The sequence below is a fragment of the Clostridium sp. KLE 1755 genome (genome assembly GCF_000466465.2).
GTDB classification, from domain to species: domain Bacteria; phylum Bacillota; class Clostridia; order Lachnospirales; family Lachnospiraceae; genus Eisenbergiella; species Eisenbergiella porci.
The window spans coordinates 68,388-84,961 of the sequence record NZ_KE992660.1; the positions used below are offsets into that span (position 1 = coordinate 68,388).

The 16,574-nt window shown below is 48.2% G+C and carries 12 protein-coding genes; 7 read left to right on the plus strand and 5 right to left on the minus strand.

The features are described from left to right. Positions 1-67: 67 nt before the first annotated feature. The 7 genes from HMPREF1548_RS03585 to HMPREF1548_RS03615 all read left to right on the plus strand — a co-directional run bounded on the left by HMPREF1548_RS03585 (position 68) and on the right by HMPREF1548_RS03615 (position 8,770). The gene (locus HMPREF1548_RS03585; protein ID WP_021634389.1) at positions 68-1,213 is read left to right on the plus strand and encodes a class I SAM-dependent methyltransferase; all 1,146 of its coding nucleotides are present in this window, start codon (positions 68-70) and stop codon (positions 1,211-1,213) included. Between the two features lie 10 nt (positions 1,214-1,223). Next, positions 1,224-3,752, plus strand: coding sequence for a hypothetical protein (locus HMPREF1548_RS03590; RefSeq protein WP_021634390.1), 2,529 nt, complete (start codon positions 1,224-1,226; stop codon positions 3,750-3,752). Positions 3,753-4,016: 264 nt separating this feature from the next. Further along, on the plus strand, positions 4,017-4,874 hold the full coding sequence (locus HMPREF1548_RS03595) for a helix-turn-helix domain-containing protein (RefSeq protein ID WP_025487653.1): 858 nt from the start codon (positions 4,017-4,019) through the stop codon (positions 4,872-4,874). A gap of 91 nt (positions 4,875-4,965) precedes the next feature. Further along, positions 4,966-5,796: a TraX family protein gene (locus tag HMPREF1548_RS03600; RefSeq protein ID WP_021634392.1), complete on the plus strand. Its 831-nt coding sequence runs from the start codon at positions 4,966-4,968 to the stop codon at positions 5,794-5,796. A 21-nt stretch (positions 5,797-5,817) separates the two neighbouring features. Further along, on the plus strand, positions 5,818-6,489 hold the full coding sequence (locus HMPREF1548_RS03605) for a response regulator transcription factor (RefSeq protein ID WP_021634393.1): 672 nt from the start codon (positions 5,818-5,820) through the stop codon (positions 6,487-6,489). After that, positions 6,468-7,817 (plus strand): sensor histidine kinase, encoded by a 1,350-nt coding sequence (locus HMPREF1548_RS03610; protein WP_021634394.1) that lies wholly within the window; start codon positions 6,468-6,470, stop codon positions 7,815-7,817. The genes HMPREF1548_RS03605 and HMPREF1548_RS03610 overlap by 22 nt, the downstream gene beginning before the upstream one ends. Positions 7,818-7,849: 32 nt before the next feature. Then, positions 7,850-8,770, plus strand: coding sequence for an alpha/beta fold hydrolase (locus tag HMPREF1548_RS03615; protein WP_025487651.1), 921 nt, complete (start codon positions 7,850-7,852; stop codon positions 8,768-8,770). Positions 8,771-8,938: 168 nt separating this feature from the next. Here the strand turns inward: HMPREF1548_RS03615 and HMPREF1548_RS03620 are convergent, their stop codons facing one another. The 5 genes from HMPREF1548_RS03620 to HMPREF1548_RS03640 all read right to left on the minus strand — a co-directional run bounded on the left by HMPREF1548_RS03620 (position 8,939) and on the right by HMPREF1548_RS03640 (position 16,567). Further along, on the minus strand, positions 8,939-9,427 hold the full coding sequence (locus HMPREF1548_RS03620) for a QueT transporter family protein (protein WP_021634396.1): 489 nt from the start codon (positions 9,425-9,427) through the stop codon (positions 8,939-8,941). A 1,636-nt stretch (positions 9,428-11,063) separates the two neighbouring features. Continuing rightward, positions 11,064-12,932 (minus strand): putative bifunctional diguanylate cyclase/phosphodiesterase, encoded by a 1,869-nt coding sequence (locus tag HMPREF1548_RS03625; protein ID WP_021634398.1) that lies wholly within the window; start codon positions 12,930-12,932, stop codon positions 11,064-11,066. Between the two features lie 282 nt (positions 12,933-13,214). Next, a complete protein-coding gene (locus HMPREF1548_RS03630) occupies positions 13,215-14,393 on the minus strand; it encodes a ribose-phosphate pyrophosphokinase (protein ID WP_021634399.1) in 1,179 nt (392 codons plus the stop codon). Between the two features lie 11 nt (positions 14,394-14,404). Next, entirely contained in the window at positions 14,405-15,376 is a 972-nt protein-coding gene (locus tag HMPREF1548_RS03635; RefSeq protein WP_025487650.1) for an ATP-binding protein, read from the minus strand. A gap of 39 nt (positions 15,377-15,415) precedes the next feature. Further along, positions 15,416-16,567, minus strand: coding sequence for a DnaD domain protein (locus HMPREF1548_RS03640; RefSeq protein WP_021634401.1), 1,152 nt, complete (start codon positions 16,565-16,567; stop codon positions 15,416-15,418). Positions 16,568-16,574 lie beyond the last annotated feature (7 nt).

A 16,574-nucleotide genomic window follows, 5' to 3' on the forward strand; every position in this document is an offset into this window, starting at 1 on the left:
GCGGCGCAGCCGGAGTGAAACCACTGCGGATGATGGCGGAAAATACGGAGAAACAGCAGGTATTGTTATGGAAGAATTATACAAGCTTTTGCAAGAGAGCCTGAATGAAAGGCTGTATCAGATAACGGCGGGAGGCCCCAGAAAAAAGGACGGAGCCGTCAGGCTGAAGCTGCGGCCTGTCATGATAAAGGACGAGCTGTGCTTTCAGCTGGAGAGCTACCGGGGTAACCAGGTGTTCCACCGCAATGTAAGCGCTGCCGAAGCCATGGAAGAAATGGGAAAGGCCATGGAAGACAGCTTCCGGCAGCTGGATGTGGAAACCATGGATTTCCAGGCGGTGGCCCTTGTCAGTAAGAAAGGGAAAATAACAATAAAGAAGAAAAAAAGCGGCGGGGAAAAAGCGAAGGAGCTTTCCCTTTCCCATAACAGAGCAAAAAAATATATTCTGGAGGAAGGAAAGCAGGTTCCTTTTCTTGTGGATCTGGGTGTGCAGACTCAGGATGGCAGGATTGTGAAGAGCCGTTATGATAAATTCAGGCAGATTAACAGATTTCTGGAATTTATTGCGGATATTATGCCTATACTTCCTAAAGACAGATGTGTGCGCATCATAGATTTCGGCTGCGGCAAAAGCTATCTGACTTTTGCCATGTATTATTATCTGCATGAGCTTTGCGGCCTGGATATCCGCGTTACAGGGCTGGATTTGAAAAAGGAGGTCATCCGGCATTGTCAGGAGCTGGCGGATAAATACGGGTATGAAGGCCTGGAATTTTTGCAGGGTGATATTGCGGATTATTCCGGGGAAGAAAAGGTGGATATGGTGGTCACGCTGCATGCCTGTGATACGGCTACGGATTATGCTTTGTATAAGGCCGTGCGCTGGAATGCGGAGGTTATCCTGTCCGTTCCCTGCTGTCAGCATGAGATGAACAGGCAGATCGCATGTGATATTCTTAAGCCCGCCCTCAAATACGGACTGGTAAAAGAACGGATGTCGGCCCTTCTGACGGACGCGCTGCGCGGAAACCTGCTGGAGGAGGCAGGCTATGACACGCAGCTGCTGGAGTTCATTGATATGGAGCATACGCCGAAGAATATTCTTATCAGGGCGGTGAAAAGGAAGGGGACAAAGCCGGCGGATACCGGCATACAGGAAATGACGGACTTCCTGCACGTACATACCTGCCTGCAGGAACTTTTGAAGCAGTAAAGGAAGCGGAATGAAGAAAACAATTATTAAGGGCTGCGTGTTTGCGGCGACATTTATCGTGGTGCTGATTGTCAGCAGCCTGTTTCTGAACAGAGGAAATACGGATATGACGGCGGAAATGAAGCTGCCGGAGCTGCCTCTTGTCTATGTAAACGTGGGAGAGCAGCATGTGAATATGATGCGCGGCTTTTTAAACGCCATGGATGAACAGTATATGAAGGAAAGCGTTATGCCCATTGAGTCGGACAGAAGGCTGTCCTTCAGCGTAAAAAAGTATGGGCAGTCCGTGGAATCCCTCGCCTTTGAGGTGCGCAGCGTGGACGGCAGCCGTCTGGTGGAAAATACGGAAATCACCAATTACCGGACGTTGGGGGATACGCTGACGGCGGATATCGTCCTGAAGGATCTCATTGAGGAAAAAACGGAATACGGGCTGACCTTTCTCGTGAATCTGGAGGATGGCAGGTGCGTCCGTTATTATATGCGGATTATTCAGGCGGACGGCTACGGCGTGGAGGAAAAGCTGGAATTTGTAAGGAATTTTAATGCGGCAACCTTCAGTGACGGATGGCCGGGCGAGTTTGGCAAGAATCTGGAGCCGAAAAGCGACGCCGATAATACTACGCTCAGCCGGGTAACGATAAACAACACGGCGTCCCAGATTGGCTGGGCCGGGCTGGAGGTGGAGCAGATAACGGAGCCGGTTTTCACCATCCGGGAGATTTCGGAGGAGACCGCATCCATCACGGTGGAATATCTGGTAAACTACATCCGGCAGGGCAGGGAAACCTATGCCTCCGTGGAAGAGGTTTACCGTGTCCGCCAGGGAACGGACCGGATGTATCTGCTGGATTATGAACGGCAGATGAGTGAAATTTTCGCGGAGGATAATTCTGCCTTTGTGGGAGATAAGATCGTGCTGGGCATTACGGATCCACATGTGGAAATGATGGAGAGCGACGGCGGCAAAATACTTGCGTTTGCCCAGGCCGGCGTGCTTTACAGCGTGAATGTGACGGACAACAGGCTTTCCAAGCTGTTTTCTTTTTACGATTCTGAGGGAAGGGATGAAAGGACCTTCTACAGCGGGCATGATTTTAAAATCCTTCAGGTGGATGAAGCGGGAAATGTATTTTTTATGGTATACGGCTATATCAGCCGGGGCCGCAGGGAAGGTTATACCGGCGCGGAAATCTATCTGTACAATAATTCCCTGAACACGGTGGAGGAGCTGGCATTTATCCCCAGCGCCAAATCCCCGGAAATCTTTGAGGCGGAGCTGGAACGCCTGGCCTATATCAACGGTAAGAACGAATTGTATCTGCTGATGAATAACCAGATTAACTGTGTGCATCTGGATCGGCAGACGGTGGATGTGATCGCGGAGAATATGAGCGGGGATACCTACCAGGTATCGGACAGCAACCGTATGATTGTGTGGCAGAATGAGGGGAAAAAATATGCCAGCAGCAGCCTGACCCTGATGAACTTAAACAGCGGGGAGCAGATGAAGATAGAAGCGGGAAGCGGCAATTATATCATGCCTCTTGGCTTTATGGGGGAGGATGTGATATATGGCGTGGCGAGGCAGTCGGACGTGATTCTTGATGATACGGGAACCATGATTTTTCCCATGTTCCAGGTGAGAATACAGGATGAGAACGGAAAGGTGCTGAAAACCTACGAAAAAGACGGCTTCTATACCACGGACTGCAGTATTAACGGAAATCAGATTAACCTGAGCCGTGTGGAAAAAGATGGGGAAGGTAATTATACGGCCGCGCCCAATGATCAGATTGTGAGCGGGGCGGCAGAGGTAGTCAAGAGCAATAAGGTTATCACCATTCCGGTGGATGATTTTGAAACCATAACCGAAATACAGATGAAATCGGCTCCTGACAGCAAGAAGCTGAAGCGGCTTACGCCTAAGGAGGTTCTGTACGAGGGCAGCAGGGAGATTCAGCTGCCGCAGGCGGAGCAGCCTATGGAAAGCTATTATGTATATGGGCCTGACGGGGAGGTGGCCATCCTTTCCACTGCGGGAGAAGCCATCAGCCTTGCCTATGAAATCAGCGGCACAGTCACCGGGGAAAGCGGCGCTTATGTATGGCGGAAGGACAAAATCAATACCAAGAACCAGATTATGGCCATTGAAGCTTCGCCGGTAACGGAGGACAAAAACAGCCTGGCAGTCTGTCTGGATACGATTCTGGCATATGAAGGAATTATGAGAAACTCGGAATATATGCTTACCCAGGGCAAGACGGTGCAGGAGGTGCTTCAGGAAAACCTGGAGAATGTGCAGGTGCTGGATCTGTCCGGCTGCACCCTGGACAGCGTGCTTTATTATCCGGACAGAGAGATTCCCGTACTGGCCATGCTGGGTGACGGCAATGCAGTGCTGATCATCGGTTTCAATGAAAAGAATGTGGTGCTGATGAATCCGGAGACGGATAAGGTATACAAAATGGGCATGAACGATGCGGCAGACTGGTTTACGGAAAATGGCTGCCACTTTATATCCTATGTGAAAAAATAACAGCCGGCGCCTGCGGGCGGTCCGGTCCGTGCACTTTTTTCTTTAGATTATTTTCTTAAGATTAAGGGTGTACGGACCAGACTCCCCTGCGGGAAGCCGGCTGCAGGTATATTCCGGGAGTACGCATAAAATGGCTGTTTCCGGGCAATGCAACCGATAGTTGCGGTGATGAAAAGCAGAATTGGTAGTGCAACTTTGGCTAAATCCCTTATAATGCAAGCCAACAGAAACGATAAATTTTTTAACACAGCAGGAGGTTATGTTATGAATATTGAGATCGCCAACAGGCTTGTAAATTTAAGGAAACAGAACAGTCTGTCCCAGGAGGCGCTGGCGGAAAAGCTGGGCATCAGCCGTCAGGCGGTAAGTAAATGGGAAAGAGCTGAAGCATCGCCGGATACGGATAACCTGATTCTGCTTTCACGGATTTACGGAATTTCCATGGATGAGCTGCTGCGGACGGAGGATGAGATCCCCATGCCGGAAAATGCAGAGATGCCGGAGATTGAGGAAGCAGCGCCAGCACCGGCTGGGGACGGCGGCCCTTTTTCGGGAGACGCTGCAGAGACAGCGGCGGATGGACGGTGGAACACACCGGAATATGTACATATCGGCCTGGACGGAATCCACTGTAAGGATAAGGACAGCGAGGTGCATGTGGGCTGGAAGGGGATCCATGTGGTGGATACGGAGGATGAGGTACACGTGGATTCCAACGGCGTCTATGTCAATGGTGAAAAATATGACGGCAGATATCTCTGGGAGCTGGCCAGGCCGGAGTTCCCCTTTGCGGTTCTGGTAATTGCAGCCTTTATCGTTATTGGCGTCCTTACCGGGGCATGGCATCCGGCCTGGGTAATCCTCCTTACGATTCCTCTGTGGCATACCTGTCTGGAAGCTTTCCGGAAAAGGGATATGATGAGGTTTGCCTTTCCTTTGCTGACCTTCCTTATTTTTCTGCTCCTTGGCATCTTCAAGGGGCTGTGGCATCCGGGATGGCTGGTATTTCTGGCAATACCGGTGTACTATGCCGTTGCGGATTATTTCAGAAGACTGAAGAAAGAAAGGGCGAAAGAAGATAACCAGGGGGAAAATTATAAAGAAGAGGATTCTTCCTTATAAAATCCTTAGAATTTCCTGCTATCCTTTGAATTGAAAAAATAAGGGGAATATATGACGGAGAGTTTGCATTTCCCGGGTTCAGGAGGCAGGTATGATGGAAAAAAGAAAGCAATGGAAGGGTTTCACGGATTTTCAGCTGAAGTGGCTGGCATTGGTATTGATGGTATTTGACCATATACACTATTTTTTTGAGTTTACGGGAAAGGTGCCGGAATGGTTTTCCATGCTGGGCAGGGTGTCGGCGCCGCTGTTTTTGTTCTGTCTGCTGGAAGGCTTTGCGCATACACGGAACCGGAAAAAATATTTTCTGCGGATTTATGCCATTGCCGTGGGCATGGGAGCGCTGCAATATGTATTTCTCAGCTTTGTGAGACGGCCAGATGGGTTTGTGCCGCAGAATCAGATGCTGGCCACCTTTTCCATTCTGCTGGTCATCCTGCAGGGGATTGAATGGTGCAGACAAAGACAATGGCTGAAGGGTCTGTGCGCGGTATTGCTGCCGTTGTTGTGGCCGGTGCTTGGAATGGGGCTTATATATCAGGTTCCCGCTTCCACGCCTGTGGTGCTGATTCTGCACTATACGGTCCTCCCCATGCACACTGCAATTATGGATGGCGGAACATATTTTATCCTGGAAGGCCTTCTTCTTTACGGATTGAGGAAAAACAGGGCTCTGCAGGCTGCCGGCTTTTTTGCGGCGGCGCTGCTGCTGGAGGGGCTGGCGCCCTTCCTGCTTACTCCGGGAGCGGAATTCCGGATGCTTTTTACGCAGATGTATGGATGGATGAGCGGTTTTGCCGCCATACCGATGTATCTGTATAATGGAAAGCGGGGAAGAGGAAATAAAAAGCTGTTTTACTGGTTTTATCCGGCCCATGTATATGTACTGTACGGGATATCCTGGGTAATGCAGATTTTCTAATGGCAGCAGGAGTGAAAAGCGATGGCAAGAATAATTGTGGTGGATGATTCGGAGGATATCTGCCGTTTATTAAAAAGAGCCCTGGAAAAGGATGGACATTCTGTAACGGCGCTGCCTGATACGCAGGAGCTGGATGAGAAGCTGTGCAAAGCGGCGGATCTGATTTTGCTCGACGTGATGATGCCGGGAGAGGACGGCGTGGCTGCCTGCGGGCGGATACGCGCATTTACAGACTGTCCGATTCTGTTTCTTACGGCCAGGGGAGAGGATGAGGATGTGCTGAACGGGCTGGGTGCGGGCGGGGATGATTATCTGACCAAGCCCTTCAGCGTTTTACAGCTTCGGGCAAGGGTGGAGGCGCATCTGCGCCGGGAACGCCGGGTGCCCTCTTACCGGTTTGTTTCCGGCGGGCTGCGCTTTGACCTGCAGGCGAAAAAGGTATATGCCGGGGAGCAGGAGCTGAGTCTGACCAGAAGCGAATATATGCTCTGCGAGACGCTGGCCAGGCATCCGGGGCTGGTATATACGCGAGAGCAGCTGCTGGAAGAGGTCTTCGGATTTGACAGTGATTCCGGGGAGGCGGCGGTGACGGAGCATATTAAGAACCTGCGCGGGAAGCTGGCCTCCTGCGGCAGCGCACCGATAGAAACGGTCTGGGGAATGGGATACCGATGGAACAGCGAAAAAGCATAAGTTTAATTTGGATTCTTGTAAAATATATGATTCTGTGCATCCTGGCGGCAGGCGCTGCTTTCCTGGGCTTCTGGGCGGGGATTAGCCTGCTGCTGGGTTCCGGTGCGCTGTACGCCGCCAACGCCGGGGAGCGTATGGCTCAGGAGGCCGCGGTGCGGATGGAACAGGAGGGGATAACAAAGGAGCTTGTGCCGGATTTATGTGGATATGTGATATGGGAAAAGGGGAGCCTTGTGGATACTGACCTGAACGGCGAAGCGCTGCGTGCTGCCGGGAACTATCGGGAAAACGGAAAAAACGCAGCCGGCCGGTTTCATATTTCGGTCAAAAATGGGGAGAAAGAGGCGGTGCTGCAGTATACCTTCCATATGCAGCTTGCCGATCCGGCATGGAGAAAACGGATACCAGGCTTTGAAGGGCTTTATATGACTTTCTGGGGCGCGTTTTTTATCGGCTCCCTGGTACTGCTTACATTTCATTATGTAAAGGTGATTAAGGCCAGGCTGAGGGTGCTGCAGGAGGCTGCGGTCAGCCTGGCCAGAGGAGAACTGGAGCGTCCGCTTGGGAATCCGGGAATCCGGGAATATAACGAGGTGATGAGGGCCATGGAACAGCTGCAGGCGGCGCTGCGCCAGTCTCTGCAGGAGCAGTGGAAAATGGAACACAGCAGAATCGCGCAGACAGGCGCCCTGATCCATGATTTGAAAACACCTCTGACAGTGATTGACGGAAACACCCAGCTTTTGGCGGAGACTGAGCTGACAGAGGAGCAGCGGGAATACGTGGATGCTGTTCTGAAAAATACGGCGGCGGCGGGGGAATACCTGGAACGGCTGAAAAAAATTGCCCGCAGTCCGGCAGGGGGCGCAGCGAGGAAGACAGCAATGTCCGGGGAGCATGTACAGGCAGAACTGCTCCGGGAAGCTGAGGAGCTTTGCAGGGTATATGGGCTTACTGTGAAGGGAGATAAGACAGAGCTGCCGGAGCTGGAGGCGGTTTGGCAGGATATAAAAAGGGCCGTGCTGAACATTGTCCGCAACGCGGCGGAGCATACGCCCCGGGGCGGGCAAATATACCTGCAGTTTATATGGACGGCGCCCTGGCTGGAAATACTGGTCACTGACGAAGGGCCGGGATTTACCAATAAGGCGCTGCGGCATGGCCTGGAGCCAATGTACACAGAGGCGGAGAGCCGTCCCCAGAACGGACATATGGGCATTGGCCTTGCTTTTGCCCAGGAGACGGCCAGGCTTCATGGGGGAAGCGTGCGGCTGTCAAACACGGAGGAAGGGCATGGCCGGGTAAGCTTCCGTATTCGGCCGGATTGAAACGGTAAATGGGTAAAAGAGAAGGAGAAGAGATGAAGGTGAAAAAACTAATTTCAGGGGCGGCCGGTATTGCGGGATGTATAGCAGGGGGCATGGCAGCGGCAGCAGCGGTGAATAAAGCGCTTGCCCGGCAAGAGGAAAGACATTTGACACCTCCCGGGAAAATAGTTGAGGTGAACGGTCATAAAATGCATGTATATGGGGAAGGCGCGCGGACGAAGGTGACATGTGTATTTTTATCCGGCGGAGGGACGATTGCGCCGGTCTATGATTTCAGGCCTTTGTACAGACGGCTTTCGCCTTATTACAGATGTGTTGTGGTGGAAAAGGCAGGGTATGGATATTCGGAAATCTCGGCAAAAAGCCGAAGGCTGGATGTCATGCTGGAGGAAACGCGCCGGGCGCTGATCCTTGCGGGGGAAAGAGGGCCTTATGTGCTTTTGCCGCATTCCATGTCCGGACTGGAAGCCATATATTGGGCGCAGAAGTATCCGCAGGAGATCAAGGCGATTATCGGGTTGGATATGGCATTTCCGGAGGCGTACGAAAAAGCGGAAAATGCAGGGAAGGGGATCGGTCTGCTGAGGCTGGCAGCGATGTTAGGATTGCACAGGCTGCCGCTTTTCTCGTTGGCGGCTGACGATGGACTGACGGAAGAAGAATACGCGCAGGCAAAGCTGCTGGCAAAACGGAATTTCATGAACAGGTGCATAGCGGCAGAAACGGATATTGTGTATGAAAATGCTGCCTTGGTTGGAAAAAGCGGATTGCCGGAGGTCCCTTTTTTACTGTTTTGCTCCGATGGGAAGGACGTGGCTGATTTCTGGGTGGAGCTTCAACGGGAATGCGCTCAGAAGCTGCAGGCAGAGTTGATCGAGCTTCCCTGCGGCCATTATATCCATCATTTTAAGGCGGAGGAAATAGTCAGCGAAATACGAAAGTTCCTGGAATAAGGATCTGCAGCAGAAATCTATAAAATGAATGTAACACAAAGGCGCTGCCGCGACACACAAAGCTGAGCGAGAAGTGTGTTCATTCGGCAGCGCCTTCGGGGTTATTGCCCCTTTGTTTATAGCTTTTGGAATATATCTGACATAAGCCGCCGATACTGCATTCCCTTATTATACTGTGCCGAAAATCTGCGTTTTATATTTATTCAGCACCGCGGCAAGTATGAGGCCAAGCACTCCACAGGAAATTATCTCGCCGGCTGTAACAGTTACGAATGAGAACCAGAGAGGTTCGATTCCGTAAGCGTATTTCAGTACCAGAGGTACAATAACAGCGTTGGCAATAATGGGAGGGAGCACAGCCAGGAAGCGGTTGGATTTCAGCTTATAAGTGCCAAACGCGCCGATGAGTGTGGCAATGGAACCGAAAATGATATCCGGCAGGGCGCAGCCTGTGAGCACGTTGCTGATAATACAGCCAATAAATAAGCCGGGAATACCCGCTGTGGTGAAAATCGGCAGAATGGTAAGTGCCTCTGAAAAGCGGACCTGCACTGCATAGTTGGCAAGGCCGAAGGCGTTGGCTATAAAGGTAAGCACAACGTAGAGAGCGGCAATCATTGCCGCCTGGGTCAGGAAGTGAATGTTCTTCTTTTGCATTATTCTGTTCTCCTTTAGTTTTGTTTTTGCGCCGTCCGGAGGACGGTTTGGTCAGGAAGGTCTCGAACTGACCGGTTAGCTGCCGTGAATCTTTGCCTGGTAAGTATATGCTTATAAGATTTTACGGCTTTTTTAGTATAGCAGGAAAAATGGGAATGTCAAGGGGGTTATAAATCAACTTTTGGAGTGATAATAGTGTGTAGAGGTAGGAGAAGGAATATGGTAAATAAAATAAAGTTAGAAGAAGCTAACTTTTATAGGTAAAGAAAATGACGGTTGCTTCTGAGAACTATAGAGAGTTACAGGAGAATGTGTCGTAGCAGAGGGAGGAACGAGAGAATATTCGTTAACGAAAACAAGTGCGTGTAGTTCCTTTTAAAATGACTTAAATTGCGATATAAACTATATAATAAATAAAGAAATATCGCTTTTTTAAAGATTTAATTACAAACTATGATTAACTATAAACCGAAAATACACATAATAAAAATCTTGTATAAATTTCTAAATTCTGCTAATATATAAACATAATAATTAAACAACCGCCCGCAGGGTGCGTTGATCATAAAAAACAGAAAGCACCACCCTGATTCCGCCTAAAGTATCAAGGGTGGTGTTTCTATACGATACTAATAACTTATCAAATAAATGAATGTCATTAGTGCAATTAAAAATAATCCAAACTGCATCAAGTCGTTGAAACTGAAGTTGTTCTTCATGGTATCACCCCCATTCTTATAGAATGAGATCAACGTTACCCTGTAACACGATTGTTTCTTACATTGAATATAACATAATTTACCAGATAGTTCAAGGGGATTCTCTATTTACAACCTTATTAAAGGAAAAATATGAATTAGATAGAACTTTTGAAGTATAATTATAGGTAAATTTCAGAACTAATTCCTTCAGACCGTATCGCTTTTGTGAAAATTCTTCGGAACGAAGCTATTTTAAGTTTATAAGATAAACTTTTCAGCATTTTCTTTGTCAGTATCACTTTGTCAGGGGACACATACGGGGGGAGTGCGTTTATAACTTTTGAATCGTACAGTTTACTGGTTTCTAAATATTGCGAACAGCCAATTTAGATTTCTTGTGGTGAATTGTTTATTTAATCCACACATTTACGGATGTTCTACTGCAGAAGGTTAAAAAGACAGTTTCTTTGGGTAGAATCATGTATAGTGTGCATGGTATGTAGGTTTTTAATGTTGCCATTCTGACTGCTGAACATTAGGCCACAGTAGTAAATGCTGTTATATTAACAACATTATTGAATATTGAATTTAAATCTGTTATAATAAATGGGTCAGGGTAAAACCTGTGGATTGAAAGAATAATGTTGTGAATAGAGAAGAGGTTGCTATTTAATAAAAATTAGCAAACTCTTCTTTATTTTTAATAATATTTCGTTTCTCGGCATGTGTGTAGTTCCATATGAATATATCTTACGCACAGTTTTAGTATGACAAAAAGTTAAAAAAGCCTATATAAAAATATAGTCATAAGATTTAATTTTATAGTTTAAAGTTTAAAGATGATATGAAGTTTAAATTTTCTGGTTCGTACTTGGTTCAGATTTGTATTATTTGCAAATTTGAGTTAAATTTTGATGGAATAATATTTTTGAAAATTATGAGGAAACTTTATAAACATTTTGCTCATCCAACAAAGCTTCGTATTTCGCCTGCGGCATGGGGCGGTAGAATACATAGCCCTGCACATAATCACATTCGAATTTTTTCAGGTACTCCACCTGTTCAGGAACTTCAATTCCTTCTGCGACCGTACGGATATTAAACTTATGCACCAGCTCAATAATACTCCGTACGAGATCCAGGTCTCTGGAATGATCATTGCTTTCCAAAAAGAAGTAGCTGTCTATTTTCAGAACGTCAACAGGGAGCTCCTTAAGCAGGCTCAGGGAGGAATAGCCCTTTCCGAAATCATCAATAGAGCAGGAGAAGCCATTCGCCTTCAGGCTTTTTACGATCGCAAGGAGAAAGCCGGTATTGTCAAATACGATGGATTCCGTAAATTCGATTTCAAGGAGCTGAGGGGGAATATGATATTTATCCCTTATTTCCACATAGCGTTTGACGAAATCGGGATCATAAAACTGCAGCCGGGAAACATTGACGGAAACAGGAAGGGCGGTTTTCCCTTCATCAAGCATATGGCGGAGCCAGCGGCAGACCTCTTCAAAAACATACTGATCCAGCCTGTGTATCATAAAATTGCGTTCAAAAACGGGGATAAACCGATCTGGCGGAATAATTGTGCCATCTGAAGTCTGCCAGCGTACAAGTGCCTCTGAACAGCCGATTCTGCCGGTCTTCAGTTCCACCTTTGGCTGGTAGTAAACAAGGAACTCGTGATTCTTCAAAGCGTCATGCATCTGGCCCTCCACATTTTTCTCTTCCCAGAGATGGCGGCGGATGCTTTCGTTATAGAATACATAATTATGATTGGATCCGTTTTTCACCGTTTTTCTGGCGAAATTGGCCCGATCCAGATAACCTTCTATTTTCAGGTCTTCGACCACATCCTCCAGGCAGCAGATTCCGCAGTTTGTGGCAATGGACTGGCTGGAAGGAGAACTGTGCATATATTCGGTAATCTGCTTGTCCGCCCGTCGCTGTCTTGAGGCTACCTCTTCTTTATCACTGTAATGGAGGAGAAGCACAAAATTATCGGCGGTAACCCTGCCGCAGATCTCGTCCTCCTGCAGGCCGGTGCGCAGAATTTCTCCGTAACGGGAAAGGATACTGTCCCCATAGGCGTACCCAAATACATCATTGATATATTTGAAATCTGTAAAATCCGTATAGACAACAGCATATTTTTTGTTTCCGGCATTATCCAGTAAAAGCTGGGCTTTTTCTTTAAAGCTTTCGTACTGATAAATCCCAGTAAGCGGATCACGGTGGGTCAAGTCACTCAGCTGCTTGTTTTCGCTTTCCAGGAAAGTGACTTTTCTGGAAAGGGCCAAAAAGAGGAGCCCCCATACAAGAAGCATTGTTGCAAACATGCCAATACAGATGGAAGAGAGCATATGAATCTGGGCAGAGGAATAACGGTCAGCGCTAAAAACGGTCTCGTTGGCCTGGGTGAAATAATCCTCGCTCAATTCAAGCAATTCATTTCCGTCAATGGTTCCCTGCCTGAATTCCATGATGGATTCCTTCATACTCGTCCACATATCGTTCAGGTTTTCCAGATCCAGCCGGTAATCGCCGTCTTTAACCAAAGGAAGATCATAAGGGCCGTTTCCGGTCAGAAGTTCCTCAAGAATTTCGTCAAGATAGTTTATGAGTTCGTCGTTTGGCTCGTGCGCCAGTTCCAGCTTAACCAGCTTTTGCGAGGCGCCCCGCACGATACCCACATAGTTGACAAGCTTTCCGTAAGACTGCGCCTGGATTATAGTGTGAATCGTAACTGTACCCAATAAAACAAATAACAAAAATAAGACCACCAGCCCGCCTTTGAAATAACGCTTCATTTTTCCCCCGCCCGCTTTCTTTCTCAGCTAAATGATGCCCATAATTTAGTTCAGCCATTACGCATAAGGCTATTATAGCAGATTACTTTCATAAAGTGTAATTAATTTTCTGATAAGGAAAACTCTGAAAGAAGAACCTGAAAGAGAATCAGGAAAGAAAACCCGGAAAGAAAACTCTCAGGAAGGAACGCCTGATTACGTTACGAACAAAAACAGGCCCGCACACTGCAGAAGCATGCGGGTCTGTTTTATTATGAAATCGGCCAGTTATAAAAATACATATTACAGCTGATTTGCACGATATTTTGCAAGCAGCTTCTGAATCTTTTCATTGGGATCCAGCAAATCGCTGATGGAGGTATCGTGATTCAGCGTGTCGATTAAGTAGGCGACATATTTGCTCATATTGCAGTTGATATACCATTCCCGTTCCAGCAGCTCGGGTGTCTGGTAAATCAGGTTGGTGGTCAGGACACGGTCGATGTTTCCCTCCTCATAGGCTTTATCGAAGCCTTCCAGGCCGTTGGTGAAAAGGCCGAAGGTAGAGCAGATGAAAATCTTGCGGGCTTTTCTTTTCTTCAGGGCGGCTGCTACTTCCAGAACGCTTTCACCGGAAGAAATCATATCGTCAATTACGATCACATCCTTGCCGTCCACGTCGGAACCCAGGAATTCATGGGCAACAATAGGATTGCGGCCGTTTACAACGCGCGTATAGTCCCTGCGCTTGTAGAACATACCCATATCCAGGCCGAGTACGTTGGCAATATAGATTGCGCGTCCCATACCGCCTTCATCGGGGCTGATTACCATCATATGATCGGAATCAATCTGCAGATCCTTCTGATCGCGCAGCAGGTTCTTAATGAACTGGTATGCAGGCTGTACGGTTTCAAAGCCGTGCAGGGGGATGGCATTCTGTACCCTCGGATCGTGCGCGTCAAAGGTGATGATGTTGTCCACGCCCATTTTTACCAGCTCCTGCAGTGCAATGGCGCAGTCCAGGGATTCACGGCTGGAGCGCTTGTGCTGCCTGCTTTCATAGAGGAAGGGCATAATTACATTGATTCTTCTGGCTTTGCCGCCTACGGCGGAGATGATTCTTTTCAGATCCTGGAAATGATCATCAGGGGACATATGATTTTCATGCCCGCATAAAGAATAGGTCAGACTGTAGTTAACCACATCCACAAGAAGATAAAGGTCCATACCGCGCACGGACTCCAGAATGACACCCTTTCCTTCACCGGTGCCGAAACGCGGCACTTTGCTTTTCAGGATGTAGGAATCGCGCTGATAGCCGGAAAAAGCAAGGCTGTTTTTGTGCTCGCTTTCTCTTTCCTGACGCCATTTAACCAGGTAATGGTCTACCTGTTCTCCCAGCGTCTGGCAGCCGGCCAGAGTGATAATACCAAGAGAGCCTGCAGGGATTGTTTCTAGGTTTCTTTTTTCTTCCGCCATGGAATGAGTCCTCACTTTCTGTTCGTTAGTCTTTTTTTACACATTCGTATATCCGGTCCTGTGAGCTTGCAGAATTCAAAATTGCTTGTGATTCTTGAAAAAATACGGTCCTGATAACGTTCCTTCAGCTCAGGAAGGGAAAGGTTGGTGGAAATAATCATGGACTTTCTGCGGATCAGCCGTTCGTTCAGGCATGTAAAAAGATGAGACAGGGTAAAAGGCGTGCTTTGCTCCGTCCCAAGGTCGTCGATGACCAGCAGATCACAGTTATATAAGTCATTATATAAGTAATCCAGGGATTCCTGGTTCTTATAATCAAAAGCGTTGCGGGAAAGGGTGTCAAAAAGGCTGGAAGCGCTGAAATAAATAACGGAATGTCCGCTTTCTATGCTTTCCCTTGCAATACAGTTACTTAAAAATGTCTTTCCGGTTCCTACGGTCCCGTAAAAGAAAAGATTGCTTCCCAGACGGGAAAAGCTGCGGGCAAAATCCCGGCATTTATTGACGGCCGTCTGAAATGCGGCCAGCTGTTCCCCTTCAAAAAAATCGTAGGAAAGGGTGTCAAAATTTTCTTTTTCCAGCACATCCTTTAATTTGGACTGCTGATAAAGAAGCTCTATTTCCGCCTGGCGGAAGCAGTGGCATTTCTTCCCATCCACATATCCGGTATCCCGGCAGTCAGGGCAGTCAAAAACCGGCTCCAGAAAATCGGCGGGAAGGCCCGCAGCATTCAGCAGCCGCTGTTTGTCCTTGGTCAGTTTATGCAGGCATTCTTTCAGCTCGGACAGGGCGTTGGGATCACCATTAAGCATCTTCTTGCCCTGGGCAACGGAGAGGGTTGCCACGGATTCGTCCAGTTTCTGATACCCGCTTACATGGGTATAGACATAATGAATCCGTTCGTCACGCAGATGGCGGTTTTTGGTCTGTCTCTGCTCATACAGCCTCATAATGGAATTGTATTGGGTATTGGTTAAAGCCACGGCTGTTCTCCTTCAAATCACGGATACTGACGGTCGGACTCAGTTGCGCAGAAGCTCCTGCTCCAGGGCGTCGTAATCATAATTGTTCTGCATAAAACGATTGTACTTATCTATGGAACGGTCGGACGTCTGTTTTGCAGGCTTGGTCTTCTGGAAGCCTTCATCCAGCTTGGCAATGTCGGCCAGATGCCGCACGCCAGCCTCTTTCCAGGAAAGTAAAATCTTATCCGCATACTCAAAACGGTGCCTGTCGGTAGCCAGTACGGTTCTTTCACAGGCCTCTATAATAATATCTGTTTCGAAGGTATATTCCTCGCGCCAGCGGCGGATATATTCCGCTTCACGCCTGGTGGGGGCATTTGTCTTGCCCAGGGCGTTCATGATGGTATAAACACATTTATCGTAACGGCTGGCATGGCCTTCCGCTTCAACAGGAGTGGATACATGGGCTTCAGCCCAGCTGATTGCCACCTTTTCGATATAACGGAAATCCTTCTTGCCGCGTTCCACGCAGTACTGCAGAAGATAATCAATCAGATCGTCTGAAAAATGCAGACCGTCCGAAAAGAAAAGAATGGATTTCATATCGGCGGGGCTCAGCGTTCTTCCCAGGTACTGTTCCGCAATAAAAAGGAGCTGTGCCGTGGAATCTTTTTCCTGAAAGGCCTTCAGCTCGTCCAGTGAATAGGCGGGTTTGACGAAAGCGGGGGAAGCGGCTGCAGCGGGCTTGTCCTCTTCAGAAGCAGGCGCATTCTTTGCAGAGGGAACCGGTGCCGGTGTTTTCATGGCTTCGGTCTGGACAGGCTTCTGCACGGACGGCTGCGGCTCTGCCTTATCGTCCTGTCTGGATACGAGAGAAACAACAGGAGCCTTGGGAGCTTCTGCGGCTTCCCTGGCTTCCAGCGCGAGGAGATGAATGCCGCTTAAATTCCTGTCACTGTCGTATTCCAGGGAAAAAACCCTGCATTTCTCCCAGTATTTGAGAGCGCGCATGACATCCTTTTCCGTGTGGTTGAAGGTGTCGGCAATTTCAGAAATGCTGAAAGCACGCCCTGCGTTCATCATGCGCAGGATAAAAAGATAGATCTTCAGCTGCGCATCATTGGCGTCCGCCATATATTCATCAATAAAGCGATTGGATACGATGGTCGCGTCAATATAGTTATCCTGGTAAATCCTCAGACAACTCATAATCTCA

Coding starts and splice junctions, on each gene's coding strand:
- HMPREF1548_RS03590 (WP_021634390.1), top strand. CDS start 1,224: ATGAAGAAAACAATTATTAAGGGCTGCGTGTTTGCGGCGACATTTATC.
- HMPREF1548_RS03630 (WP_021634399.1), bottom strand. CDS start 14,393: ATGGCGGAAGAAAAAAGAAACCTAGAAACAATCCCTGCAGGCTCTCTT.
- HMPREF1548_RS03620 (WP_021634396.1), bottom strand. CDS start 9,427: ATGCAAAAGAAGAACATTCACTTCCTGACCCAGGCGGCAATGATTGCC.
- HMPREF1548_RS03640 (WP_021634401.1), bottom strand. CDS start 16,567: ATGAGTTGTCTGAGGATTTACCAGGATAACTATATTGACGCGACCATC.
- HMPREF1548_RS03600 (WP_021634392.1), top strand. CDS start 4,966: ATGATGGAAAAAAGAAAGCAATGGAAGGGTTTCACGGATTTTCAGCTG.
- HMPREF1548_RS03585 (WP_021634389.1), top strand. CDS start 68: ATGGAAGAATTATACAAGCTTTTGCAAGAGAGCCTGAATGAAAGGCTG.
- HMPREF1548_RS03615 (WP_025487651.1), top strand. CDS start 7,850: ATGAAGGTGAAAAAACTAATTTCAGGGGCGGCCGGTATTGCGGGATGT.
- HMPREF1548_RS03595 (WP_025487653.1), top strand. CDS start 4,017: ATGAATATTGAGATCGCCAACAGGCTTGTAAATTTAAGGAAACAGAAC.
- HMPREF1548_RS03605 (WP_021634393.1), top strand. CDS start 5,818: ATGGCAAGAATAATTGTGGTGGATGATTCGGAGGATATCTGCCGTTTA.
- HMPREF1548_RS03610 (WP_021634394.1), top strand. CDS start 6,468: ATGGAACAGCGAAAAAGCATAAGTTTAATTTGGATTCTTGTAAAATAT.
- HMPREF1548_RS03625 (WP_021634398.1), bottom strand. CDS start 12,932: ATGAAGCGTTATTTCAAAGGCGGGCTGGTGGTCTTATTTTTGTTATTT.